Below are 24,565 nucleotides of genomic sequence, written 5' to 3'. Positions count from 1 at the left end.
CATGACCGATTCAACCCCACGCCGCCTGCGCAGCCAGCTGTGGTTCGACGACCCAAGCCACGCCGACCTGACCGCACTGTATGTGGAACGCTACATGAACCAGGGCCTGACCCGCGCTGAACTGCAATCGGGGCGGCCTATTATCGGCATCGCCCAGACCGGCAGTGACCTGACGCCCTGCAACCGCCATCACATCGAACTGGCCAAGCGGGTCAAGGACGGCATTCGCGATGCAGGTGGCATCCCGATGGAGTTTCCGGTACACCCGATTGCCGAGCAGTCGCGCCGCCCCACCGCGGCCCTCGACCGCAACCTCGCCTACCTGGGCCTGGTCGAGGTGCTGCATGGTTACCCGCTGGACGGCGTAGTGCTGACCACCGGTTGCGACAAAACCACCCCGGCCTGCCTGATGGCAGCGGCCACCACCGACCTGCCTTCCATCGTGCTGTCCGGCGGGCCGATGCTCGACGGCTGGCACAAAGGCCAGCGCATTGGTTCGGGCACCGTACTGTGGCATGCGCGCAATCTGCTCAGCGCCGGCGAAATCGATTACGAAGGCTTCATGACCCTGACCACCGCATCATCGCCGTCCGTGGGTCACTGCAACACCATGGGCACTGCGCTGTCGATGAACGCCCTGGCCGAGGCACTGGGTATGTCCCTGCCCGGCTGCGCGAGCATCCCGGCACCGTACCGCGAGCGCGGGCAAATGGCCTATGCCACCGGCATGCGCATCGTCGACCTGGTGCGCGAAGACGTACGCCCCTCCCAGATCATGACCCACGCAGCCTTCGAAAACGCCATTGCCGTGGCCTCGGCGCTGGGCGCATCCACCAACTGCCCGCCACATCTGATTGCCATCGCCCGCCACAGCGGTATCGAGCTGTCACTGGAAGACTGGCAGCGCGTCGGCGAAGACGTGCCCTTGCTGGTCAACTGCATGCCCGCCGGCGAGTACCTGGGTGAAAGCTTCCACCGCGCAGGCGGTGTACCGGCGGTGATGCATGAACTGGACAAGGTCGGCCGCCTGCACCGCGACTGCCTCACGGTCAGTGGCCGCAGCATGGGTGACGTGGTTGCCGACTGCGTCACCGGCGACCGTGACGTGATCCGCTCCTACGAAGACCCGCTGATGCACCGAGCCGGTTTTATCGTACTCAGCGGCAACTTCTTCGACAGTGCCATCATGAAAATGTCAGTGGTGGGCGAAGCCTTTCGCAAGACCTACCTCAGCGACCCGTTGCAACCCAACAGCTTCGAAGCGCGGGCCATTGTGTTCGAGGGCCCGGAAGACTACACGGCGCGGATCAACGACCCTTCGCTGGACATCGACGAGCGCTGCATTCTGGTGATTCGAGGCTGCGGCACCGTGGGCTTCCCCGGCAGCGGCGAGGTCGTGAACATGGCGCCACCTTCCAACCTGATCAAGGCCGGGATCGACTCCCTGCCCTGCATGGGTGATGGCCGCCAAAGCGGCACTTCGGCCAGCCCGTCAATTCTCAACATGTCCCCGGAATCTGCGGTGGGTGGCGGTCTGTCGTTACTGCGCACCGGCGATCGCCTGCGCGTCGACCTCAACGCGCGCAGCGTCAACCTGCTGGTGGACGAAAGCGTGCTCAACGAACGCCGCCAGGAACCGCTGCCACCGCTGGCCCCGTCACAAACTCCGTGGCAGGAGCTGTACCGCCAACTGGTCGGCCAGCTCTCCACCGGCGGCTGCCTCGAACCGGCCACCCTGTACTGGCGCGTGATCCCGGAAAACGGCCCGCCCCGTCACTCCCACTAGACACGACAAACACATTACCTGTGGGAGCGGGCTTGCTCGCGAAGCAGACACTGCAGATGGTCAGCCAACCCGTGGTGACTTGATCGCGACCAAGCTCGCTCCCACCAAGCACTCTTTTCAAGGATCACGTATATGCAAACGCTGCAATTGACCATAGAAAACACCCTGCCCGATGACTGGCAGCGCGCCACCCTGGTCGGTCGCGTGTGGTTGCCCGGCGAACGTGGCGGCCCGGCCGTGGTGGTGATTCGTGACGGTGAAGTAATCGACTGCACGGCCCACTTCCCCACCCTGAGCCTGCTGCTCGATAGCGACAACCCGCTGCAAGCCGTGCGTGAAATCCGCGGCACCGTATTGGGCACGATCCAGGCCTTGCTGGCCAACAGCGGCGAGCAGCACGACATGGCCAAACCCTACCTGCTGGCCCCGGCAGACCTGCAAGTGATCAAGGCGGCGGGTGTCACCTTTGCTGCCAGCATGATCGAACGGGTGATCGAGGAAAAAGCCGGAGGCGATGCCCACCGTGCCGAAGAGGTTCGTGCCCTGGTGCACGAAGTGATTGGTAATAACCTGCGCGACCTGCGCCCCGGCTCGCCAGAAGCCATGCGCCTCAAACAAGTGCTGATCGAACAGAACATGTGGTCGCAGTACCTGGAAGTGGGCATCGGCCCCGACGCCGAAATTTTCACCAAGGCACCGATCCTCGCTGCGGTGGGCAGCGGCAGCGCCATTGGCATCCACCCCGGTTCAAGCTGGAACAACCCGGAGCCGGAAGTGGTGCTGGCGGTAGACAGCCAGGGCCGAATCCACGGCGCGACCCTGGGCAACGACGTCAACCTGCGCGACTTCGAAGGTCGCAGCGCGTTACTGCTGAGCAAGGCCAAGGACAACAACGCCTCCTGTGCACTGGGGCCCTTTATTCGCCTGTTTGACGAACACTTCAACCTCGACGACGTGCGCCATTGTGAAGTGACCTTGCGTGTTGAAGGTGTCGATGGCTACGTGCTGAACGGTAAAAGCTCAATGAACCAGATCAGCCGCGATCCGGCGGACCTGGCCGAACAGACGCTCAACGCCAACCACCAGTACCCGGACGGTTTTGTCCTGTTCCTGGGTACCCTGTTCGCTCCTACCGAAGACCGCGACCAGCCGGGCCAGGGGTTTACCCATAAGGCCGATGATGTTGTAAGCATCTCGTCACCGACACTGGGAGCGTTGCACAACCGCGTGACCGGCAGCGACCAGGCGCCACAATGGGCGTTCGGGGTCAGTGCACTGATGAAGAACCTGGCGGGCCGCGGGCTGCTCGGCCAGGCCTGACTGGCTGATTGAAAGCCACAAAAAAGGCCCCGCCTGTTCAACAGTGCGGGGCCTTTGCGTATCTGGTGTCCCAGGCGGGGTTCGAACTCTTATCTGGGTGAACCAACCTAGAATCAGAAAACTGAATTAATACTTATCGATAATAATCAATGGGATAAGCTGACGCAAGGTGCATATTTGTAATAAGTGCCCAGACTCCTGTACCGGCAGCGCAAGCCGAGCCGTTGAGGCTGATTAAAGACAACTTATGAAAGGTAAATAAGGAAAATCAAGGCCTTGTCATCCTGAACAAGATGGCCCTTGGCCATGGCCACGCGAGTTTAGCTATCCGGTGAGGTCGAACCTGATTCAGCATTTGGGGTGTAAATGACCACATCGAAATCGCTCAAGCCAAATTGCAGGTATAAGAAGGTCAACGAGGACATGAGACAGGAGTGGCGGGTATCTCCTGCATCCACTCCTATGAGCAGCGAGGTTATGAGCGACAGTTCGGTGCGTTCTCGCCATCTGATTTTTGAGTATTGAGGAAAAAAGTCACTGTCACGTTCCGCCAGCAAAGGAAGCTACACCTAGGGCCAGATCACCGCTAGCGCTTCAAGCGCCGACCAGCGATGACTCCCTGCTTCCAACATAGATAACCATAAAAATCTGCACTATCTACAAGCTTTGATCCTATAGAGTTGTTTACTATGAGCCCCCCTTCTTCCACCGCGATAAAAGATTCGAATTCATTGATCAAGCTATTAATGGTGCGATAGGCCGATTCCAATTCGTCAACAAGCGTTGCGGCGGCGTCTCCCACTCCTGCCTGGTCAACCTCGGCGTCGGCTTTAAGCATTCTGAGCTCATTCTCTAAATATCTATTGAAATTGGTGACATCTAACAACTTAATCTTGAGCTTACGCTCTCTTACCAAAGCCTGCTGCTGCGCCGCTTCAATTAAGTTTGTGTGCTTTATCATCCATTCATCTAGCAGCAATCGATACCTTTCAGTTTTAAGCAGGTTTGAATACGACACAGCTTTAATGGGCTTAACTTCGGATAGATTAGCTCCCGAAACTAACTGGGCGAAGGCAAGTCGCCTGTGATGAGTCATGGTCTTCGCACACTGTTTAGCCAAATGAGTGACGCACTCCGGAGACGCGCTTACCTCTACACATTCTTCTAACGCGGCGATCAACAAACGCATCGTTTGCTCTACGCTAGCCTGCTGAAAACTCTCGAAAGTATTATTTTTTGAGTAATTCATCTAGCACCTTCACTTCTGGCATTGAAGCTCTACCACTCACCAGGTACTTACCCCATTCATCAGAAGTCATATTGACGAGTTCAATCAATCGTTTCATATCAACCGCGCCCACTTCCATCAGCTGTCGAATGGTAGCCATTAAATGAATTTGAGGCTGCGGGTCACTTGGAAGCATAATCGCTTCATAAAGATCTCCTTTTTCGGCCAGAATCAAGCGTACACACCGATTCATCTTGTCAGTGAAACCGGGAGATAAGAATTGCGGAAAATCGTAGACTTGCTCGACCCGCAACAAAAACTTACTTACGGAATCTGAAGAAACGACAGTTGATTTGTCGCAGGCATGAGAGTAATTATCATTTGGCCTCACAGACAAGTAACTGGGAGCGACATCCTTCTCCGCACCCTGTACCAACATTACGTCCAGCGACCGTTCAATTATATACCAGCCCATTAGATCCTCCGCCGCCCTGTTGAGTTTGGATTGGAGAAACTCAGCGTCTGACGTATTAATTTTATCTACAGTCCGAGCGTGTCTAATTTTAAGTTGCAATTCTGCCAGCTCTTCCGCCAACTGATGTCTTTTAGCGGAAACCGCATAAATAAAGTGCGTGGCAAAAATTGCTTCCGGACAAATTGAGCATCTTGCGTAACCGCCAAGCAATGCAACCATTTTCTCTGGACAATCGAATCCATACGGACACAAATGTGTTGAGCATGTCATAACCGTAGCGGGAATATCTGAGGCAATAACTTCTGAACCAGCTCCCCCCTTCTTGCCTCTCTCTTTAATATATAATTTGGTAAGGCCATACTTAATGATAAAATCAGGTAGTGTGTTTGACTTTATCGACGCAACCAATTCCTGAACAAAATCATTTCCAGACAGCTTCAAATTTTTAATAATTGCCGTTTTAGGCTGATCCTTGTGATTGAATGCACCAGCCATTCTCTGAATCAAAGAGTGCTCCCCCCGGTTGTAATAGGAAACAGCCCCAGCTGTCTGACCAGTAGATTTTGCGACTAGCTCAGCACTTTCATATTTAAGAAGGTCTGTCAAATGAGAGGCGCGTGCACCATGCGCCGTTACTTTGATCCTAAAAGAGACTGGCGAGAATGGAGCATCATCGGAAGAGATGCGCTCTAGCGCAACGCCTACCTCACGAGGGCGGGGCATTGCCATCCACTCATCCCAATCATAGAAGTTCTTTGGATGAACTGCCGGCGGTATCGGAATTAAAGCGATTAATTGAGGCCGCTCACCGTAAAATCCGTGCACCCACTTTTGAAAACTCAGTGCTTGAAAGCGATGGATACGTTCATACTGTCCATCTGATATTGGATTACCTGAATCAGGATCATGAGCAAAAAGACAATCAATTTCTCCCCACTTGCTTAAGGCCCTACCTTCGTAAAATACTGGTCGATCAAAAGCTGACACACCATTCTTGACCATCTGTTTACGCCAGGCATTCTGGGCATCTAACGAGGTGATGACTATATTCCGGCAAATAACAGTGAACGGCTGCTCGTAAATTTTATCAGTATTAACATATAAAACATCCACCCCATAGACTTCGTCGACATTCCGCCGCGCAAAATGGTCATATGTTTTACAATCAAGCCATTGTAAATTCTGCCCCCTCATCCCACCTTGCGCAAGAACAAATGGAAATATAAATGATGCAGGATTGAAGTAGTTTTTTCCGTTGTGAATAACAAACAACAAACAGCGAGAGTCTATTTCAATTATTGGTATGGCACATTTATCTACGTACACAAAGGGAACATAGCCCAACTTAGAAAGATTTAAACAGTCCTTGTTGTACCTTGCTGCTTCGATCGAACGCACATACAAATTTATATCTTGATCAATGTGTTGCGCCAAACTCATCAGTGACAAAAGAAATTCCGAATTCAGAGTGAGCAGTTCGTCCTCATGTATATTTTTCACCGAACGCTTTTTTTTCTTCGCTTTCTCTTGAAAAAACACAGGCTGCACAACTCTATCGCAGCCAAATCTATTACTGGCACCAATAATTATCCACTCAAAGAAAGCTCTAAGCTTGCTAGTTACAGGCTTCGCAACCGAAAATCCTAAAAAATTTGAAAACTCTAAAAAGGTCAGTGGTCTTTCTGATCCAGCTTCAGCCCGTGCCTTGTAGAATATGCGACCTTCAAAGTTATTCGGGGTAGCAGGATACACCAACTCGGTATATGGATTATCTCGAAACCAAGTTGACAAATACATAAAAATGTAGAAATTCAGCCTGCCAAACATCGAGCCCCAAGCGTCTACAGCTTCATACCCATGCTGGTCTAGAAAATCAGCTTCGAGTTCTAGCCATAAATTAATATGGTTAGTGCAATGAATATTATTTCTCCGCAGCAACTGTCCAATCTGCAAGAACTTAATTTCCGTAGGCCCAAAAAAAGTCATATGGCATTTACTTCGGTGCGCTTTAAGCCTCTGCAATACACCATCAGCAGTCAGGACATCGTTAAATATTTTTTCTACAAAATCCCCGTCAGCTATTCGCTGCCTTCGCGCGCCCCTGCCAGCTTGGAAAATCACTGAAGCTTCCGATATATCTTGCGAAAGCTGCCCAGGAAAAGCCGTATTGATATGGGCAAATAATTGAGCAAATGGGATCGGAGATATTTCGAAACGTCCACTGGAGGAAAGCTTAGTTTTGCGCGCGTGCTGCCATGATACGCAATCGTCCAAAGTAATATCTGCAGGCAAAAACCAATTGGATGCAAACAAGACCTTGGTAGACATGTCCGCTAGACGCTTAGCTTTCCTTTCTGCATAATTCTGATCATCACGAGCTTTCGATTGCGGAGAGTTATAGATGTTTTCAAGCTGAACAGACCGCATGAGAGGGGTATAGCAACTCACTCCATTCTCTGGATCATCCATCCATGTACCCTTAGGTCTTGAAAATTTGTACGGTAATAACACGCACTCAGCTTTGTACATCAACATTAGTAATATGCGGCAACCTGTCCGAAAAGTGTTACGAAGAAATTTTTCTCCAAAGCTGCCAACTCCTAGAAAATTTTCAAACTCCAGCTGTTTGTTACGCCCAGAGCGCCGGTAAGCCTCTAAGCAGAAATCATTCATATGTGTCAGCAGATCTCTTGCATCATAATTTGCGTAGCCACACATTTCAAAAATCTTCCAGAACCCCCATATATCAGCTTGAGTTTTCCTAATCTCCGAAAGCCGTATCAAGATAACAACTGAATCATGAAGAGCCAGATCAAGATCGCGCTTTTCTTTAAGAAATATCAGTTCAAGAGATGTATTTATCATACAATCTTCACCTCTTGATCCTTCAACTCCTCCTCAACCGCTTTCTTGAATGTCTTAGCTCTATCCATATGATAGATAAGCATGAGTTCATTGAAGCTCTTTCTGTGCCGGTTATCCCTCAAATTGAACGCCAGCGCGAGCTTTTCTTCGATCTTGACCTTATCTATGATTGCGTATATCTGAACACTTTCAACTGAAACATGCCCAGTTAGAAGAATTATCTCACTATCCGAAAGCCCCATACCTTCTGTGTGCAATATAAAGTTCTTAAGGAAAACGCAATAACTATGTCTCAGACTGTGAAGCTTCATTCTATAAGACTTAATAAAACCTTCCCCCAACACTACTGTAGCTGCAGCCTGAAAAGGCCTTATCACATTGTACTTATAATCACAGAAACGAAGAGGCTTAGCATCAGTACCTTGAAATATAAAATTGTGTCTCGCCTTAGCGTCGTACTCATACTTCATATAAAGCGAAAGTGCTTCAAAAAACATTGTCGCATAGGGCTCAATCAAAAATGTGAACTTCGTACGTCGTCCTTTCCAGCTCAACCGATTAATTTCTAACTCACCCAACCCAATATAAGAAAGCTTTATATCCTCGCGCTCTTTAGGGTTTACTGTATATACTTTAGCTTCAGAGAAATCTATATCCTCCCAAAGCAGCTGCAACACTTCGGATATCCGTAAGCCTGCAGCAGCCAAAAGGCACCAAATTGCTGCGTCCCTGTAACAGGTGGCGCGCTCAACCAAACTTAAAATAAGCTCCAACGGAAAGAACTTTGACTGGTCAATTATCTGAACTTGTTGATTATGCCTCGGAATATCACGATATACCCGATGCGATCTACCGACATTCTTTCGACCAGTACCCCACAGACTTATCCTGCCAATCAATAATATACGACTTGAAAACTCCTGTAATGCCGTAAGCATATCGATAGAAAAATCCCTTTCAAATTTCGGCGCAGAGCTATTACGCAGATCCACAAGAAATAGATTATTGAGACACAGAAACTGCGTCACAACCACATGATAGTTTCTGGCCGTTCTTGCAGACACTCCACGACGAGGGCACTCAATGCTTATATCTTTAACCAACTCATCAGCCGACTTGCCCCCATGAACCAAGTACGAGTAATAGCCATTGCACAATTGGTTAGCAACAGATGCTGACACAGCGCCCGCAAGTTCAAACCCTGCAAACAGATAACGTAAAAAACCAACTAAACAGTAGAGATATTTGGTTACGGAATTAGGTGCCATACTGGCATCAATCATTTCCGTGAGAAATATCCGAAACGGGATAAATTCAAACCCCCGCCCCGTCCCATCTATGCAAATCAGCCTGGGACAGCTACGCCCTTTATAAATGGATCTAACCAGATTGAACTTATACATAGATATAACTCCCATCATGAAAGACAGTACGAAACCAAATATCACTACCGCCGAAGCAATACTTGTGAAAAAACAGAGCCCAGGCTTTCACAACATCACACATACAGCACGAATAACCCTCGCGCGTGAATCCATAGCTTGCGACATTATCTTCTTCGGATTCGGATGTAATGCGGAAAAAATCCACTCCAAGGACGACTTCAAAAAACTTGGCATGTGATCGGGTTACCAAGAATCACAGACTCTGAAACAAGAGAAAGCCACTCCGAGCTCTTGCTCCAGTTGCTTGCAAAGCATTTTGACGATCAATTGCCGCTCACGCAGATCCCGCCCACGGCCTAGCTCGTCTAGCGTATCGAAATATCACCCCGACTTACTCACTATCACGAGTCCGGCCTTCAAAAAAGCTCGCACATATGGGTGGAATTATCTTCGAAGTAAACCCAGCAGCACCCAGCATGATTGGAAACAGACAGTGCAGAGAATTATCAGAAGTTTAAATTTTTATTAGTATCAGTGATCGGGAATACCGACATCGGGCAAGTAAAGTTGCGCGTAAATAAGGGAGATAATGCATGTACCATTCGGCCTTTATTCGCCACAGGACAGCGGGCGACCACCTTGACGCACAGATATCGGACTTCTTGTATCGATAAGTAGGTTGTAACCCCTGCCCCCCAAGGAGACGAGGTCTTTGCATGATCTGATTTTAACTTATAATGATTTACGACCGAATCATCGGGCCAATCATCGCAGGATAAGATCCTGTATGGCCCAAGTACCAGAGCATTGGATTCAAAAATCGGTCGGTGGTACAAGATTGCAAATCGTTGCTTGGCCGCCTCAGGCATTACATCAAAATTCGAGCTCTTCCACCGTGGGCAACTGAACAGCTGGTGGCTGGTGACGTCATCAATAGCGACGGGGTCAGATTCAGCGTGAAACAGGATGGACAAAGGCATGGTTCGTCTCCTCGTTAGTGAGGAGGAGTCAAGTCGCGCTAGAGTAAATCGTCAAGGATGCGCCCCCCTATAAAACCATGTTAATCAGTAGGTTAGCAAACATATGGCATAAATTGACACACTACCATATATGCATTTTTTACTGCTCTACATCGTAGACTTTCAACAATTTACGCGATCAATTCGGCCCAAGAAACGAACACGCTGCGACTATACGTGTGCGGTAACCTTCTGATAAATTTCGAAAAATACTCACAGACGATGGTATAGAGTCATCTTTCATTCCGACTGATGCGTTCTTGGTGCTGGCATAACATGCCACGATTGACACCGCAGCCTTCAGGTGACCGGATGAATGAAAAGTGGAAAGTTTCTCTAAAAAAAGGCTTTAAAATAAGCGACGAACGGTCATGATTCTAACGTTTTTTACGCCCGCGCTGATTTACGGATAGCTATGTGGTGGTTGGCTTATTGCACCACAGCTCCCCCTTTCACGCACTGCTACATTGGGTTGAAGGCTAGGTGAAACCTGCACAGACTCTATATTAGGTCACCCCAGCCATGAGTATTGAAGCAAAGCTTCTTCACCTCCAAGCCATTCAAAACGTCCTCGCGTCATTCCGCTACCTCTATTGTGTAGACCTTGAGGCAACCTGTGATGAGGTTGGCGCAAACGAATCTCTAAGGCCGCTCGCAGTCGTCCCTGAACAGATGAAGACGATTGAGATTGGCTTGGTGGTGATCGATCTGGAAACGCTTAAAGTCATTGATGAGTTCCAGAGTTTCGTTCGACCGCAGATCAATCCTGCCCTCACCGACTTCTGCAAACAGCTCACATCCATTCAGCAAGCGAAAGTAGATGGTGCAGGAACCTATGTGGAAGTTGGCTAAGAGCTAGGAGCATTTATTACGCGATTTCCAAATGCGGCTTGGGCATCGTGGGTTGACTAAGGTGCAAGGCAACTTGAGCGAGACGTAGGGGTTGCTGCGCTCCCATCCCGAATCGAAGGCTTACCCCATCTCAATGCCAGGAGATGGCATGCAGGCAACTGTAAATTGCACCAGGCCGGCACGCCCGATGAGCCCTACATTGATATGAGCTGCTCAATCCTGAGGAGGCCCCACCGGTTGCGATAGTACAAGCTTGCAAACCGGCCTACTCTAGCTATCACGAACGAGTGGCCTTCCTGCAGGAGCCGCAAAAGCCTACTGAAATGCCGCCTCGCCTGGGGTGCGTTAATCACCTGCATTTCATACCCTGCCTCTAATGCGTTCGCCAAGACCAAACCTGGCGAAATCTGAGTTCAGCATCTCAAGGTAGCATGAGTGAAATCGTATTTTTTAAGTCATCGAATTCTTCAGAGAAGTTTTTATATACAATACCGCACACCAATATGAGGCATCGCTCTGGCTCTAGGTTAACTTGCTCACCGATTTCGGCGAATTCCTCATGTTTACCTGCTTGCAATGCATATTCGACAATTGCAGATGCGCGCCTAGAATCAACACCTAGTTCAACACCGAGCTCTTGAGGTATTTCGCCGCATTTTTGCAAAAGCCAGGCTTCAGGCCATGTGTCACCTGGTAGATAACTTGTTCGTGCAAGTAACCAATTGGTGATTTCATCATCCTTTCGCTCCGCCATGTTTTTGGCATGCTCTATGTTTTTAGCTTGGAGCTTTCTCTGATCAGCATCATATACAGCCAATATGTTTGCATGCTCATTTTTTAGATAGTTGGCTGCTAACTGGCGAGCCACTGCAGCGGCGGAGCCGATACGAGTGACATTGACTCTGCTGCGGGTATTTCCATCCAATACTGTTTCGATCATTACCTTTGCGACTGGGTCTTCAACAAATATTTCGAGTTCTTTTTCACCAATCGCTCCCATTTTCGAGAACGCAAATTCCGCTGAAACACCGGGGGTGATCTTCGTCTTGCCTCCGTTCTTCTCAATAAAAAACCTAGCGTCGTCAGGTAGACACTGAAAGACTTGCTTTGAATGTGTCGTGCATATAACTTGAGTGCCCGTGCTCATGCAAACTTCTTTTAGACGCTCAATGAATAGTCTTTGAGCCTTTGCGTGGAGGCCAAGCTCAATTTCGTCGAGAACTAATAAGGCGCCTTCGCCGGAAGCATAAATTGTGGAGAATATATCAAATAATGCATTTTCACCTGCACCCATGTTAAAACCAGAGTAAATCACATCACCGACCTTAACTATTGGGAGGCCGTACTTCCTGTATTCTAATTGCCGGTAATCATCGTATCGCTTTCCAAGGACATAACCGACCGCATCCTTAACTTTTTGCTCCCAACCATGAACTCTCAAGTCTTTGAAGGCGCGAGAGTAAGATCGTGACTGACTTCGTTCAGCATGAGGAACAATACGTTCAATACCCAAAAAAACCACTGTCCGGTTAATCCTAGTATCGTAGTCGTTCCACTTACCGCCGGCCTTCTTTTTTCGTACTTGGGTTCCAATCCCTTCAGGTCTGCCTTTCCAATTGTCATGAGCGAAGGTATACCAAATTTCTACTCCAGGAGGAGCAATCTCTTCTGAATGCTGCACGAAAAAATCGGAGAACGTGTAATAACTTCTGGTGCGTTTCGGAAGTTTGAATCCTTTCGACTTATTGTGATAAGCGCAGGCAGCGAGCGCCAGCATAGTTGACTTTCCGGATCCATTAACTCCGGCAAACGCGGTAATCGGATAGTCTAGATTTACCTTGAATGACGTCAGCCCGCGAATGCCCCCCGTTGAGATTTGAATGCTTCGAAGTAGCGCTTTGGTATTATCCTTACAAAACCACTTCCGTAATTTCTTATCTAGATTACTTTCCCTGTACTTCATCGGTTCTCCAAATATTTGACTTAGCAACGCTGCAAGACTATGTGGCTATTTGCTATACGTATCACAAAATTCGGAGACTATCGAGCCAGCAAATAGCTTTACCCGAAACTACGCGCGCATAGTGCTGGTCGCCTCTTAGCCTGAGATGCCTGGTCGAACAAAAAAGGTCGACCAGCGACACCAGTGTAAAGGACGTCGCACGACTGGTACGGGAGAAGAAAAACAATCCGGTTAGGACGGGCGACCCTGGCGCTAATGGGGGCGGGACGCTTTCCTTATGCCCACAAAGGCGTCCATCTCCATGTCACCTAATCCTAAATGACAGGCACGATTCGCCTACGACCTTATGCAAGCGGTAGGCGAAAAACCGATAATAAGGCTCATAACAACATCAAAACCCAGAAAACACCTACTAACACGAAATTTTTAAGGTGTATAATCTCGAAAACCGAAACCTGAGCACGACTACATGATCCCAAATCCGGATACTATCGCCGCTTTGCTAATCGCCAACGTTCCGCGTGACCTTGTGATGGGTGTCGAAGACGCCTTTGCCGCAGGTGCGCTACAAGCCTTTGGGTTGACGAAAGAGGTCAGTAAAAAGCAGAGGAAAACTGCGCTGGGGTACATGCGGCACATCCAGATGAACGAGCGCTTCAGTGATTTGCTGGAAGCATCCAACTCTGAGCTGATTTCCTCCCAAGGCAACCGCGTGATCGTGGGCGTGGCTGGGATGTTCAAATTTGCGCGCTTGAACATGAGTACGACGAACTGGAATCGCCCCACTCGTAGCACCATCCGACGTGAGCTGGCTGAAGCGAATGAAGCCATGAGCCAACTGGTGCAGCCGTCTCTTTTTGGGCCACAGGATGTGACCTCGGGGGCGTTTTTCTTCGTCGCACGCTTCAGTGGCTCACTGCATCACCACCCCGAGAAGCCACTGCAGGTCTACATCGCAGTGCCCAATCCGAAAATGGACGGGTGGCTGTTTCGGGAAACTTTGAGCCAGTTCCTAGATCGCTATGATGCGGCTCCGAAGCAGGCCGACAACGCAACAGTAAAACTCAAAGCGGGCTTCATCGAGCTCGGAGGACAGGAAGAAACATGAGCCGGGGCATTACAGACTTTCAGCCAGGTCGATTAATTCAAGCATTGGCTGTCCGAGCGCTTTCGCAAGTACAGCTCGCTGCCATGGTCGGCGTATCGCCGGCCACAATCAGCAAGTGGAAGTCTGGGCAGCAGGCACCAGAAGCGGAGGCACTAGACAGCCTCTCCAAGGTCATCAATGTCAGCCCTGAATGGTTCACCCGCCCTCTTCCTAAGAAGGGGTCGCTGCCTCTTTTTCGAAGCAATGCGTCTGCACACGTCTCCGCGCGGGCGATGCTGGAAGCCCGGCTAGAATGGACGCAGGACATTGTCTTGGCGATGAACGAATTCGTGGACTTTCCGGACGTAAATCTTCCGGTCAGGTCGTTCACCGATCCTCAGCAAATCGCCAATTCCGACATCGAGGAAGCTGCCAGTGAATGCAGAGACCTCTGGAGTCTTGGCCGTCGTGCAATTCCTGATTTGGCAATGGCTGTGGAAGGTGCCGGCGTTATCGTAGTGCGGGAGGAAACGGGTATCGCGCCAATCGAAGGCCTTTCTGCATGGAGCTACGAACTTCAACGGCCACTGATACTTCTGTCAGCCGACAAAGGTAATGGCTTTCGCAGTCGATTTGACTTGGCGCACGAGCTCGGCCATCTCATCCTTCACAAAGGCATAGACCGCTCAACGGATCCCGAGCGATACAAGTTGATGGAGTCACAGGCTCATCGATTTGCGGGAGCATTTTTGCTGCCGGCAGAAACGTTTGCAGCTGACGTGAGGACTCCCGTCACGCTGGACAGCCTACTGTTGCTCAAGCAGCGCTGGGGCGTCTCAGTCGCGGCCATGATCATGCGTCTTGAAGCGCTCAAGATCATCGACGCTGATGCGAAGCTTGTTTTGTTCAAGCGAAGGTCTGCCAGGTGGGGAGCCAAATCCGAGCCAGGCGATGACGCGCGCGCCCCTGAACAACCTCGGCTTCTCAAGCGCACGATCGAGTTGTTATCGTCTTCTGGGGTTATGCCGATTGAGTCGGTATCGAGCTATATCGGTTTGGCTGCAAATGATGTCGAAAAGCTGGCGGGCTTGCCGGAGCGTTATCTGTCGGGGAAGGCTTCTGTTTTCCATCTAGCGAAGCTTAAGTCCATGGTGAGCAGCAACTCGGCGGTTAAGTCTGACGACAGTGCTGTAGTGCTCCCCTTCAATCGGGGTAAATGATTCAAATCCGCCACTAGACGAACGCCCTCTGTTGGGCGCTCGCGTCATTGTTTGAAATTCTGACCCAGATTATTGCATGTGTTGGCTAAGAAGCCTGCGGACTATAGACGCTGGGGGTTATGTCATGTGTGTGATTTGCAAGAAACGGGCTCCAGCACTCCAATCCCCACCAGCGCCAAGCTGATGAAGATATTAGGTAAACGACGACAACGGCGCCAAGTGCCGATTGAGATATCAGTCGATATGGCTGAAGAAACTTGGCTTCCTATCCCATATCGAGTAAAGATTTCTGCCATCCCAGTAGTCCACCCGCCCTTGACTATCTACTGATCGCTTCGCCCGAAAAACGGTGTCGATATTTTTTGCATTTAGGATCTGCTTATCCAAGATGGGCAGTTCGTGCCCTTCTAGCCCATGCGCATCCTGCCCAATGATCTGCCTTGGTAGCCTCATGAGCAGGGCGGCATGCTTGGTTTCTTTGAGGACAAGGGCAAAACTGTTACCAATGGTTTGATACCCAGTTCGAGCATGTACGACCAAGGCCTGACTTCCACCTTCACTGCGGCGCAGCACTGAAAGAAGATGAGCATCTGATACCAAGACGGATTTATCCCGGATAATCCCTTCTTGAGCCTGCTGACACCATTGAGCAACGTCGGCCGAAGTCTTCAGCTCCAGTTTTCCATTCGAACGACGTGCAAACGTTTCCGCGCTGCGTAGATAACGCGACGTGGTCACAAATATACCTCGTTCGACCCCGTCGTTTGCTACAGCACCACGTAACGCTTGCACTGCTTCAAGGCCTATGGGACGTCTCGGCGCATAGCGTTTGGCTTGCACGTAAACCAAGGTGTCTCCCAGCGGGCCTCGCTGAAGCAACCGGACATCAACCCCGCCATCTCCGACCCCTGGCCCAAGCTCGGACTCATAGCCGAGGCTCTGGAAAACTCGGTAGAGGAGGATTTCGAATTCGCGATGATGAAGGTTATAAAGTCGCTCAGGCCGAGCTTGAAAATACTGGTACAGCTCTGAGTAAACATCACCGAAATCCTCGATGATCAGGCTGCACACCCACTTCCAATGAAAAAACTGGTCGTAGGCGGTCTGCAACTCTTCTGCCGCTGCGAAAAAATAGTATGAACAGCCATCGTGATTGTCATACCAAAAGCCATGTGCTTCTACAATTCGGTCAAATTGCGCACGCAGTTCTGGGTCAAGATCCTCATCGAGAAGGCGCGCCAGATCTCCACTGCTACAAAGAATGAAAATCACAGCATCCTCACCAGGCTCGCTGTCTACGCGCTCGGCAAAGCTGGTGAAGCTACTGTCGTACCAAAGGTTGTTAGCAACGGCCCATACCTGCAGATCCCTCTGGGCATTCTGGATTAACCGTTCTAATTCCTTGTCCGCATACGCTGTCATCCCTATCCCCCAATTCACAACCCATACTGAACCTCTAGCGCTATTCCGTACCATGGCAGCATGATTTCAACCAACTGCAAATCCACACCGTCAAAGATACTTCACGCGCCCAGATGGTTGGAAGCGAGCCTCAGATCGGATCGGCCAGTCCTATCCAATGAATCGCCCCGGGTTCTTTAGACACTACGGCCATCAATAATGCATCAATGGCCAAATCGCTTGTCATCTGCGGTTTCATTGACCAGCCAACTACTTGGCGAGAAAACAAGTCCAGTACCACTGCCAAATACAGCCAGCCTTCGTACGTGCGGATGTAGGTGATGTCAGTGACCCAAACGGTGTTGGGTTCCACCACATCAAACTGACGCTTCAGTAAGTTGGGTGAAGCCACCGCAGGTTTACCTCCGTACTTCCTTGGACGTCGGCGGCACCCTGCCGACGCAGCGGGCAAGTGAGATTACAGAGCTCCTTCCACATAAGTGGCAACCGGTTTGGTTGCCAAAAAAGGATGCCCGCACGCATACGGTCTTTCGCATCCACATGGCCTATGATTTTTTCTCCGCAAGAGTACAACGGAGTTCGCACATAGTTCGAATGGACGATGTAGTGAGCATTGCAGAACACCAGTATTTTCGTGTATTCGACCACGTTAGCCGTTGCAACGAAATACCATTCAATGGAACCAATACGGGATCGCTTGAAGGTCGGATCGCCATACAAGACGTGTGCGTTACCGCCACCAATATTTGTTCCCAGGAGAATGAAATGCCCTTGCTGCCCCAGCTGAAGAGCATGTTCGAAGCGATGCAAACACTGCCAACGCCGGCAAGCGACACGACACCGGGAGAGTTGCGTGAAGCGATGCACGCGATGCTCGAAGACCATTATTACTCCCTTCGCACGTCGCAGGATCCGGCTGGGCCGGAGAAGGACATTTTGATTCCTGTCCAGGATGGAGAAATCATCCTCCGGCTCTACCTTCCTGATGATAGGCAAAGCCCCCTGCCATGCCATATCTACTACCATGGCGGCGGCTTTTACCTCGGTACGCTTGATCAAAGTGACAACACCTGTCGTGCACTGGTGAGGGAACTCGGGTGTGCGGTAGTGTCCGTCGACTATCGCCTTTCACCGGAAAATCCGTTTCCCGTGCCAGCCGAAGATTCCTATGCCGCGCTGCTCTGGGTCGCCAAGCACGCCGGGGATATCGACGTCGATCCTTTGCGCATCTCTGTAGGCGGTGCCAGTGCCGGTGGTAACCTCGCTGCCGTGGTAGCACAGATGGCGCGGGATCGGAGCGGGCCCCGGATTACCGCACAGGTTCTGGAAATCCCTGTGACTGATTTTACAAGCAATCGAACGCTCGATTTTGCGGGGGAGAACATCCACATCGGGAGCGCTAAAAGCTATGCTCCGATTTATTTGCGCGAGGAGAGGGACGCTCATGATCCTCTCGCTTCGCCACTGCTTGCTGCAAGCATGCGTGGGCTTCCGCCCGCATTAGTGATGTGTGTTGAGTATGATCAGTTGCAACCGGAAGGCGAAGCCTACGCTATGCGATTAAGCGAGGCCGGTGTTCAGACTAGATATCGTTGCTGGGAGGGGCAGTTTCACGGCTCGCAGATGTTTGACAAGCTGATTCCAGAGGAAAGTAGCGCTTACAGGGCTGAAATCACGGCTTTTCTTAAGAGCATGCAATCAGCTACCCGGCAAGCATCAAAGCGTTGTTAAACGGGCGCCCACTTATGCGGTAGCAACTCCGTAATATCACTTGCCCGCTGCGTCGAAAGACGAGTCAGCACGTCCTTCAGACAGGACTTACCTTGGCGCATTAAGGGTATTTGCGTCCGCTTAAATTACGCGGACACAAACGTCCTTATTACTCAGGATCGTAAGGTGTGTTCTCCAACCGCTTACGAATAAAAAGCGCAACTGATGCGGAGATGCATTTCTCAAGTGTAATCCATTCTAGTGAAGCGTTATGAAGTCAGCACCAGCCGCTAAAAGCTGATAATCGGTTACTGTCTGGACTAGCGAATCAGCCAATATTTTCAGTTGATCAATTTCTTCTTGAGGGCGGCCTAAAGTTTTAGCCTCGCGATAAAGACGCAGAGCTTCTAAGGCCTCTAAGATCAACGGCTCGCCAGCCTCAGTCATTCCCAGAATTGTCCTCTTCATCAATACCCGCCCTCTCAGTAGTCAAATCAGTATAGCGGTTGCCCACCGGCAGTCAGCCTCGACCCAGAGCTGTCGCTGGCCAAAGACAGTTATCGGTCACTTGCATGCTTCCTTGCGCTGTAACCTGCCAGTCAGCTCGCGGTATTTACCACGTGTAAGCACGAGTCACATCGGTAACTGGGCGAAGGCTTCTGACAGAAACCGGGACACTTTGCGCTCAGCATGGGAGAGGGTTAGCTGATTGGCACCGCTATCAACAAGCCCCTCTAAACCTTGGATTTGCTCTCGCAAAACCTTGAGATCAGAGCCAGGCTAAGAGCGCAATTGAGAGCCCGCACAGAGCGGGCTTTTGTAGAGAAGGTTCGTTTGTTACCGGTTGAATCGTTCGACCAATGAGTACTGGGTTGTCGCTGTTTGAGTTAATTCTTTGCTGAGCTCTGCCGAGCTTCTTGCTTGTTGAGATGTTTGATCTGCAAGATTTGCGATGGTCGTAATGTTGCGACTAATCTCCTCTGCAACGGCAGTTTGCTCTTCAGTCGCTGCGGCGATCTGGGTGGTCATATCAGTAATGTGAGCTACCGCATCACTAATACCGACCAATGCCTTGTCAGCTTCTAGTACCCAGGCGACTCCTTCTTCAGCTTGGCGATGTCCATTCTCCATGGTTTTAACAGCACTATTTGACGAGGTTTGCAGCTTGGAGATCAGGCTATGAATTTGAATAGTTGACTGAGTGGTGCGTTGTGCCAACTGACGCACCTCGTCTGCAACCACAGCAAAGCCTCGGCCCATATCTCCAGCACGTGCAGCTTCGATCGCGGCATTCAAAGCAAGCAAGTTGGTTTGATCGGCAATACCTTTAATGACATCGACAACCGTTCCGATTTCATTGCTGTCTTTAGCTAACTGTGCAACCGCTTGGCCAGTCTCTCCGACAACGATCGAGAGGCGTTGGATGGCCTCTCGGGTATCTCGAGCTACATCACGGCCCCGTCCTGTTAGCTCATTGGCTTCTTGAGTAGCGCTAGCGGTTCTCTGAACGTGGGTTGCGACCTCCTGCGTGGTCGCAGCCATCTGACTAACTGCAGCTGACACTTGCTCAGTCTCGACTCGCTGACGTTCAAGTCCGCGCGAGCTATCTGAGGCAAGGTTATCCGACCTTTCAGCCAGACCAGTGAGCTGCTCTGCGGTGTCTTGCAAACGAGTAAGGCAAGTCTTGAGCCTCGATGTCTGGCTCACAAATGCGGTTTCAAGCCGCGCCTGTGGGCCGCGCTCATCGCTATACATCTGTGCAATTAACTGATCCGAGGTTGTGGGGTCAGCCATTTTCAACAGATGCAGCGCCCCTTGATTTTTCTGACGCGAAACAATCAGCCCGAAGAGAACAGATATTAATACCGCCAAGGTTAATGCCAGAGAAGTACTGAAAAATACTCCCCCTAAGGAGCCCACTAGCCCCATAGCCAAAAGTGGTAGCCAGTCCATGAGGATAGGTTTCCATTTGTCACTGCTGGGGATAGCCGACTTGCCTAGGTTTAGGCGATTGTAAAGGTTCTCTGCGCGTCGAATTTGATCGGTCGTAGGCTTAACCCTGACCGATTCATAACCAATTACCTGGCTGCCCTCGAAAATTGGAGTGACATAAGCATTCACCCAGTAATGGTCGCCACTGCTAGTTCGGTTCTTTACGATACCCATCCAAGGCTGGCCCTGTTTGAGAGCGCCCCACATATGAGAAAATATGGCAGAGGGGACATCGGGATGTCGGACGATATTTTGGGGCGCGCCTATAAGATCTGACTTATTGAAACCGCTGATCTCGACAAAAGCATCATTGCAATACGTAATGACACCTCGTGCATCAGTTGTAGAAATAAGTTTTTGTTGCGCTCCCAAGGCAATCTCGCGCTGCGTGACCGGTTGATTGTTTCTCATTTAGATAGATCCCTTGCCCTGTGCCAAGGGTATCGGCAGCTAATATGAAAAGCTTAATAAGTATTTCCATAGGGTATTTTGCACCTAGTAATCTGTCTGCGCTCGGAATGCGGCCCATTGGCAATAACGAACAAGCTGCCACCAAACTCTATGAGTCCTCCATCGCATCAACACGACCGAGGTGTAAAACAGCTCCAATAAATAGCCGCTTCGCGCAGGCTGTAACTTTCCTTCAAAAATAAAAGCCACGCTTACTTTATTCGATCCGCTTAACCTTGCCGCCAAACACTAAGAGTCATTTGTCGACAGCGTCGTAACTTGCGAAGCGTCATCATTTCCACGAGCAGAACAGACCCTATTACGACCAGCTTGCTTTGCACAGTAAAGCGCATCATCCGCTCTAACAACTAACTTACTTGGGGCATCTCCCGAGGGCTGCGCGAATGCTACACCCATGCTAACAGTCACCCAAACTAGACCTTTACTTGTTGAAATCTTTGAGCATTCAATCGCCAGCCGTAACTTCTCTGCAACACCGACGGCGCTTGCCCCATCCGTACATGGGAGGATCACACCAAACTCCTCCCCCCCTAGCCGCCCAAAACTATCATGTGTTCGAAGTTCGGCGCAACACACAGCAACCACCTGTTTCAGAACAATATCTCCAATCGGATGCCCATACGTATCATTTACTTGCTTGAAATGATCAATATCAATCAATATCAAGCTTAACTTCGTACCGCAGGATTCTGAATCCCTGAACTCCTTCTCAAGGACTTCTAAAAAATGGCTCCTGCTCAGTGCGCCAGTTAAAATATCAACATTTACAAGTTCCCGAAGAGTTTTGTGAGCCTGCTTGAGGGCTTTTGCATCCTTCAAATGCTGCCACACGGTGGAATATATCAACAAAGCAAAAGACAGTAGCAATATCGTGACAGCACTTGCACAAAAAATTAGCACTTTATGACGCTTACCAGATGACATCAAATAATCTTCAGGTGAAAGCTGAACAAGAACAACCAAACCAGCGTCTTCTAAGCGACGGTATGCGGTCAAGCTCTCAGACCCATCGAATGCACTAACTCCTTTATATAGCCCTTCAGACAACACTTCCTTAACAAAATATGGCGCACTTTTCAAAAGCAATAACTCGCCAAAATTAATAGCACCACTATCCTTTGATGCCACTGCACGAGGAACACGATCCATACCTACAAGAGCAATCAAACCATTAGCCCCAACATTAATTTTTTTATAAAAATCCGAAAAGAAAGACATAGGGATTGACACTACCACGACCCCTGAGAACTTATCACCCTCAATTATTGGTCGAGTGAACTGTATAGACCAAATACCAGAAACCCTGCCAAACACGGGCTTACTAATAAATAACTTATCTTTTGAAGGATTATCACGATGGGCGCGAAAATGATCGCGACCACTCAGATCTACCGCACCAAAGGCTGGGGCTAGCGACGAATAAACTAGCATCCCCTCCGGAGATATCAGCGCAACTTGAGCAACCATATTCCCATAAAGCACAAGCTCCTCTTTAACTATGCGCCCAAAATCACTTCGATCTTTAACAGCATGCTCACGCAAATCTTGAGTTAAAGTATCTACAAAACGAACCACGCTTTGAACGTGCACATCGAATGCAACGGCAAGATTCATCGCATCACTACCCGCAGCTTTTTCCACCAAAACGTTCTCTTGATCAAGCCAAGCATGGAGCGTGCCCCACATAGGCACGAGCGTGATCAATAGAAACGCGATGGCTGCTATGCCCGCTTTCGTTTTGGTAGCACGATGCTGGTACAATCTGAACCTCCATTACTGACCAATAGCCATTAAGATAACTATTCAGATTAGTGACATAATTCAACATACCTAGACACCTGAGCATCAGCTAATCAAAGTAGCTGACTAGACCTTAAAAACAGAGCTGCACAATAGACTTACTGCAACCTCCACCCTTTCGCCTAGAGTAATCATAGTACAAAAACCCAAACTATAGACTGAGACTTAAGGGACAAGCTCCTTATAGCGCTTTGTTTGGCTAGATCAACTAAACGGTTAAAAATCTAAAGACAGCATCTCCAAAACATGTTGATTCGATCACTCCTTTTTTTACTTGCCGATACTTCCTGGGTAGGTTTTCAGGGCGATCAGCCCATGGTCGCCGACGATTCGTCTAGCATGAGCTCGGTCAAGTTGGGCTCTATGGGCGCAATAAACCACGCCGCAGTTGTGGTCAGTCACAACCAGTTGTGGCGGTGACATCGCGTGGGACTGACAGCCGCAGATCAGCAGCAAAGCGGTCACGAAGGCGTGCTTGTTTGGTTTTTCAATCGGTCAGCTTTGGCAGTCAGATTCTGCGCGAGGGTCGAGTTGGGTATTGGAATTTGCAGCATAGTCCGGATCGTTCAATCAAAAGCTAAGCGCCATCAGCGAAAATTTTATTCGGTTCCAGGCCAGCAAGAATCGCTCAGCGAAAATGAAGACTTGTGAATCGTTCAGCCCGGACATCAAATATTCATTGGCCGGAAATACGTGTTATCCATCTGGTCAGCAGGTTTGAGAGTCTGACTGTGCTCCCAGTATCGTGTCCACGGTTTCAGCCTAATCGGGTCGTGCGCTACGTTCAAATAGGTTAAACAAGTACATTCCGGCCAACATGGCCAATACGAATATGATGATTTGGTCGTGCCCTGTAAGCAGAATTGTTAACGCCGGCCCAGGACATATCCCCGCAAGACCCCAACCTATACCGAACAACAGGCTGCCGCCAATCAAGCGGGAATCCAACTCCCTTTTCATTGGAAACTGCATCGGGGCACCCAACAAGGATTGTTTGTTTTTGCGCGCCCAATTCAAGGGAATAATCGCCACCGCGATGGCCCCACCCATCACCAGTGCGAGTGATGGATCCCAGGCCCCGGCCAAATCAAGAAAAGCTAATACTTTGGCGGGATTCGCCATGCCTGCCAGGAGAAGACCAAGGCCGAAGATCAGTCCTGCAAAAAAGGCGGTCAACTTGATCATTTTCATGCTCCCACCACATGACGGATGACGTACACCGTTGCAAAGCCAGCAAACATAAAGCACATCGTTGCCGTGATGGATCGTGCTGAGAGTCGAGAGATCCCGCAAACGCCATGGCCGCTTGTACAACCAGATCCGTAACGAGTACCCACTCCGACAAGCAAGCCCGCAATGATCAACGTCGGCCACCCTGCCTTAATCTCGATCTCTGGCATTACGGTAAACGCTCCCCACAACAATGGAGAAATCAGTAGACCAAGAAGAAATAACGCCTTCTCACTCCAACCCTCACTATCGAATCGCAGCACGCTTCCAAGCAGTCCACTGATGCCGGCGATGCGTCCATTCGCGAGAATAAACAAGCTAGCAGCCAGCCCTATCAAGGCGCCTCCAGCTAATGAAGTCCAAGGCGTGAAGTTGATCCAATCAATGCTCATTTTGCATCTCCTGCATATAAGTGCTGGTAAAAGACATGGATTTCAAAGGTGTCACCTGAGATTCTGAGCTCCCCCTAAAGGCGATCAAAGACCCTGTCGAGACCCGTATAGGATTTCAGCCCCTGAATCCGCCCCGGCTCTCCTAGAGATATCGAAGCCTCAAAAGGACACAAGATGAGGCAAGGTTCGATCAGTCCGCTTTTGGCTGGTTGCCGCATTTCAGGAGGGGCATTTCTAGGCGAATAGTGATTGCTGAACACCTCAGAAACCCGGGGCGATTAATATTGATCCTTTAGGTATCGCAAAAATTACCGTACGCAGTTACTCAAAGTGGTTACAACGCATAAC

General features: G+C 50.0%; 17 protein-coding genes and 1 pseudogene. 6 read left to right on the top strand and 12 right to left on the bottom strand.

Annotated elements, in window-relative coordinates:
- Position 1 precedes the first annotated feature (1 nt).
- Together HBN79_RS20140 and HBN79_RS20135 are read left to right on the top strand one after the other, a co-directional pair.
- Positions 2-1,786: an IlvD/Edd family dehydratase gene (locus HBN79_RS20140; RefSeq protein WP_095003372.1), complete on the top strand. Its 1,785-nt coding sequence runs from the start codon at positions 2-4 to the stop codon at positions 1,784-1,786.
- 132 nt (positions 1,787-1,918) lie between these two features.
- Entirely contained in the window at positions 1,919-3,106 is a 1,188-nt protein-coding gene (locus tag HBN79_RS20135; protein WP_153400363.1) for a fumarylacetoacetate hydrolase family protein, read from the top strand.
- Positions 3,107-3,692: 586 nt separating this feature from the next.
- Here the strand turns inward: HBN79_RS20135 and HBN79_RS20130 are convergent.
- The 4 genes from HBN79_RS20130 to HBN79_RS20115 all read right to left on the bottom strand — a co-directional run bounded on the left by HBN79_RS20130 (position 3,693) and on the right by HBN79_RS20115 (position 10,039).
- Positions 3,693-4,355 (bottom strand): hypothetical protein, encoded by a 663-nt coding sequence (locus tag HBN79_RS20130; RefSeq protein ID WP_169917098.1) that lies wholly within the window; start codon positions 4,353-4,355, stop codon positions 3,693-3,695.
- Positions 4,336-7,674, bottom strand: a complete 3,339-nt coding sequence (locus HBN79_RS20125) for a hypothetical protein (protein WP_169917097.1) — start codon at positions 7,672-7,674, stop codon at positions 4,336-4,338. The genes HBN79_RS20130 and HBN79_RS20125 overlap by 20 nt, the downstream gene beginning before the upstream one ends.
- Positions 7,671-9,077 (bottom strand): site-specific integrase, encoded by a 1,407-nt coding sequence (locus HBN79_RS20120; RefSeq protein ID WP_169917096.1) that lies wholly within the window; start codon positions 9,075-9,077, stop codon positions 7,671-7,673. Before HBN79_RS20120 ends, HBN79_RS20125 begins: the two co-directional genes overlap by 4 nt.
- 488 nt (positions 9,078-9,565) lie before the next feature.
- Positions 9,566-10,039, bottom strand: a complete 474-nt coding sequence (locus HBN79_RS20115) for a hypothetical protein (protein ID WP_169917095.1) — start codon at positions 10,037-10,039, stop codon at positions 9,566-9,568.
- Positions 10,040-10,600: 561 nt separating this feature from the next.
- On the opposite strand from HBN79_RS20115, the gene HBN79_RS24025 reads away from it, so the two are divergent.
- Positions 10,601-10,930, top strand: coding sequence for a 3'-5' exonuclease (locus HBN79_RS24025; protein WP_262372719.1), 330 nt, complete (start codon positions 10,601-10,603; stop codon positions 10,928-10,930).
- Between the two features lie 421 nt (positions 10,931-11,351).
- On the opposite strand, the gene HBN79_RS20105 is transcribed toward HBN79_RS24025, so the two are convergent.
- On the bottom strand, positions 11,352-12,893 hold the full coding sequence (locus tag HBN79_RS20105; RefSeq protein WP_169917094.1) for an AAA family ATPase: 1,542 nt from the start codon (positions 12,891-12,893) through the stop codon (positions 11,352-11,354).
- 469 nt (positions 12,894-13,362) lie between these two features.
- Between HBN79_RS20105 and HBN79_RS20100 the strand changes: the two genes are divergently transcribed.
- Positions 13,363-14,001: a hypothetical protein gene (locus HBN79_RS20100; RefSeq protein ID WP_169917093.1), complete on the top strand. Its 639-nt coding sequence runs from the start codon at positions 13,363-13,365 to the stop codon at positions 13,999-14,001.
- Positions 13,998-15,200, top strand: coding sequence for an XRE family transcriptional regulator (locus tag HBN79_RS20095; RefSeq protein ID WP_169917092.1), 1,203 nt, complete (start codon positions 13,998-14,000; stop codon positions 15,198-15,200). The genes HBN79_RS20100 and HBN79_RS20095 overlap by 4 nt, the downstream gene beginning before the upstream one ends.
- Positions 15,201-15,434: 234 nt before the next feature.
- On the opposite strand, the gene HBN79_RS20090 is transcribed toward HBN79_RS20095, so the two are convergent.
- Positions 15,435-16,622, bottom strand: a complete 1,188-nt coding sequence (locus tag HBN79_RS20090) for a restriction endonuclease (RefSeq protein ID WP_169917091.1) — start codon at positions 16,620-16,622, stop codon at positions 15,435-15,437.
- 169 nt (positions 16,623-16,791) lie between these two features.
- Positions 16,792-17,055, bottom strand: a pseudogene (locus HBN79_RS20085) (DDE-type integrase/transposase/recombinase); the annotation flags it as partial.
- A gap of 173 nt (positions 17,056-17,228) precedes the next feature.
- Here HBN79_RS20085 and HBN79_RS20080 point away from each other — a divergent pair.
- A complete protein-coding gene (locus tag HBN79_RS20080; RefSeq protein ID WP_169917090.1) occupies positions 17,229-18,353 on the top strand; it encodes an alpha/beta hydrolase in 1,125 nt (374 codons plus the stop codon).
- Between the two features lie 237 nt (positions 18,354-18,590).
- On the opposite strand, the gene HBN79_RS20075 is transcribed toward HBN79_RS20080, so the two are convergent.
- The 5 genes from HBN79_RS20075 to HBN79_RS20055 all read right to left on the bottom strand — a co-directional run bounded on the left by HBN79_RS20075 (position 18,591) and on the right by HBN79_RS20055 (position 24,217).
- A complete protein-coding gene (locus tag HBN79_RS20075) occupies positions 18,591-18,800 on the bottom strand; it encodes a hypothetical protein (RefSeq protein ID WP_048350899.1) in 210 nt (69 codons plus the stop codon).
- Between the two features lie 369 nt (positions 18,801-19,169).
- On the bottom strand, positions 19,170-20,735 hold the full coding sequence (locus HBN79_RS20070; protein WP_169917089.1) for a PAS domain-containing methyl-accepting chemotaxis protein: 1,566 nt from the start codon (positions 20,733-20,735) through the stop codon (positions 19,170-19,172).
- Between the two features lie 288 nt (positions 20,736-21,023).
- Entirely contained in the window at positions 21,024-22,556 is a 1,533-nt protein-coding gene (locus HBN79_RS20065; protein ID WP_169917088.1) for a sensor domain-containing diguanylate cyclase, read from the bottom strand.
- 801 nt (positions 22,557-23,357) lie between these two features.
- Positions 23,358-23,780 (bottom strand): DUF6691 family protein, encoded by a 423-nt coding sequence (locus tag HBN79_RS20060; protein WP_153328856.1) that lies wholly within the window; start codon positions 23,778-23,780, stop codon positions 23,358-23,360.
- Between the two features lie 2 nt (positions 23,781-23,782).
- On the bottom strand, positions 23,783-24,217 hold the full coding sequence (locus HBN79_RS20055) for a YeeE/YedE family protein (protein WP_169917087.1): 435 nt from the start codon (positions 24,215-24,217) through the stop codon (positions 23,783-23,785).
- Positions 24,218-24,565: the final 348 nt, after the last annotated feature.

The sequence above is a fragment of the Pseudomonas sp. WS 5051 genome, from assembly GCF_012985715.1.
GTDB lineage: Bacteria > Pseudomonadota > Gammaproteobacteria > Pseudomonadales > Pseudomonadaceae > Aquipseudomonas > Aquipseudomonas bubulae.
This window is presented reverse-complemented; position numbering and strand designations above follow the sequence as displayed.

Coding starts and splice junctions, on each gene's coding strand:
- HBN79_RS20095 (WP_169917092.1), top strand. CDS start 13,998: ATGAGCCGGGGCATTACAGACTTTCAGCCAGGTCGATTAATTCAAGCA.
- HBN79_RS20130 (WP_169917098.1), bottom strand. CDS start 4,355: ATGAATTACTCAAAAAATAATACTTTCGAGAGTTTTCAGCAGGCTAGC.
- HBN79_RS20140 (WP_095003372.1), top strand. CDS start 2: ATGACCGATTCAACCCCACGCCGCCTGCGCAGCCAGCTGTGGTTCGAC.
- HBN79_RS20105 (WP_169917094.1), bottom strand. CDS start 12,893: ATGAAGTACAGGGAAAGTAATCTAGATAAGAAATTACGGAAGTGGTTT.
- HBN79_RS20115 (WP_169917095.1), bottom strand. CDS start 10,039: ATGCCTTTGTCCATCCTGTTTCACGCTGAATCTGACCCCGTCGCTATT.
- HBN79_RS20070 (WP_169917089.1), bottom strand. CDS start 20,735: ATGAGAAACAATCAACCGGTCACGCAGCGCGAGATTGCCTTGGGAGCG.
- HBN79_RS24025 (WP_262372719.1), top strand. CDS start 10,601: ATGAGTATTGAAGCAAAGCTTCTTCACCTCCAAGCCATTCAAAACGTC.
- HBN79_RS20100 (WP_169917093.1), top strand. CDS start 13,363: ATGATCCCAAATCCGGATACTATCGCCGCTTTGCTAATCGCCAACGTT.
- HBN79_RS20090 (WP_169917091.1), bottom strand. CDS start 16,622: ATGACAGCGTATGCGGACAAGGAATTAGAACGGTTAATCCAGAATGCC.
- HBN79_RS20075 (WP_048350899.1), bottom strand. CDS start 18,800: ATGAAGAGGACAATTCTGGGAATGACTGAGGCTGGCGAGCCGTTGATC.
- HBN79_RS20125 (WP_169917097.1), bottom strand. CDS start 7,674: ATGATAAATACATCTCTTGAACTGATATTTCTTAAAGAAAAGCGCGAT.
- HBN79_RS20060 (WP_153328856.1), bottom strand. CDS start 23,780: ATGATCAAGTTGACCGCCTTTTTTGCAGGACTGATCTTCGGCCTTGGT.
- HBN79_RS20135 (WP_153400363.1), top strand. CDS start 1,919: ATGCAAACGCTGCAATTGACCATAGAAAACACCCTGCCCGATGACTGG.
- HBN79_RS20055 (WP_169917087.1), bottom strand. CDS start 24,217: ATGAGCATTGATTGGATCAACTTCACGCCTTGGACTTCATTAGCTGGA.
- HBN79_RS20120 (WP_169917096.1), bottom strand. CDS start 9,077: ATGTATAAGTTCAATCTGGTTAGATCCATTTATAAAGGGCGTAGCTGT.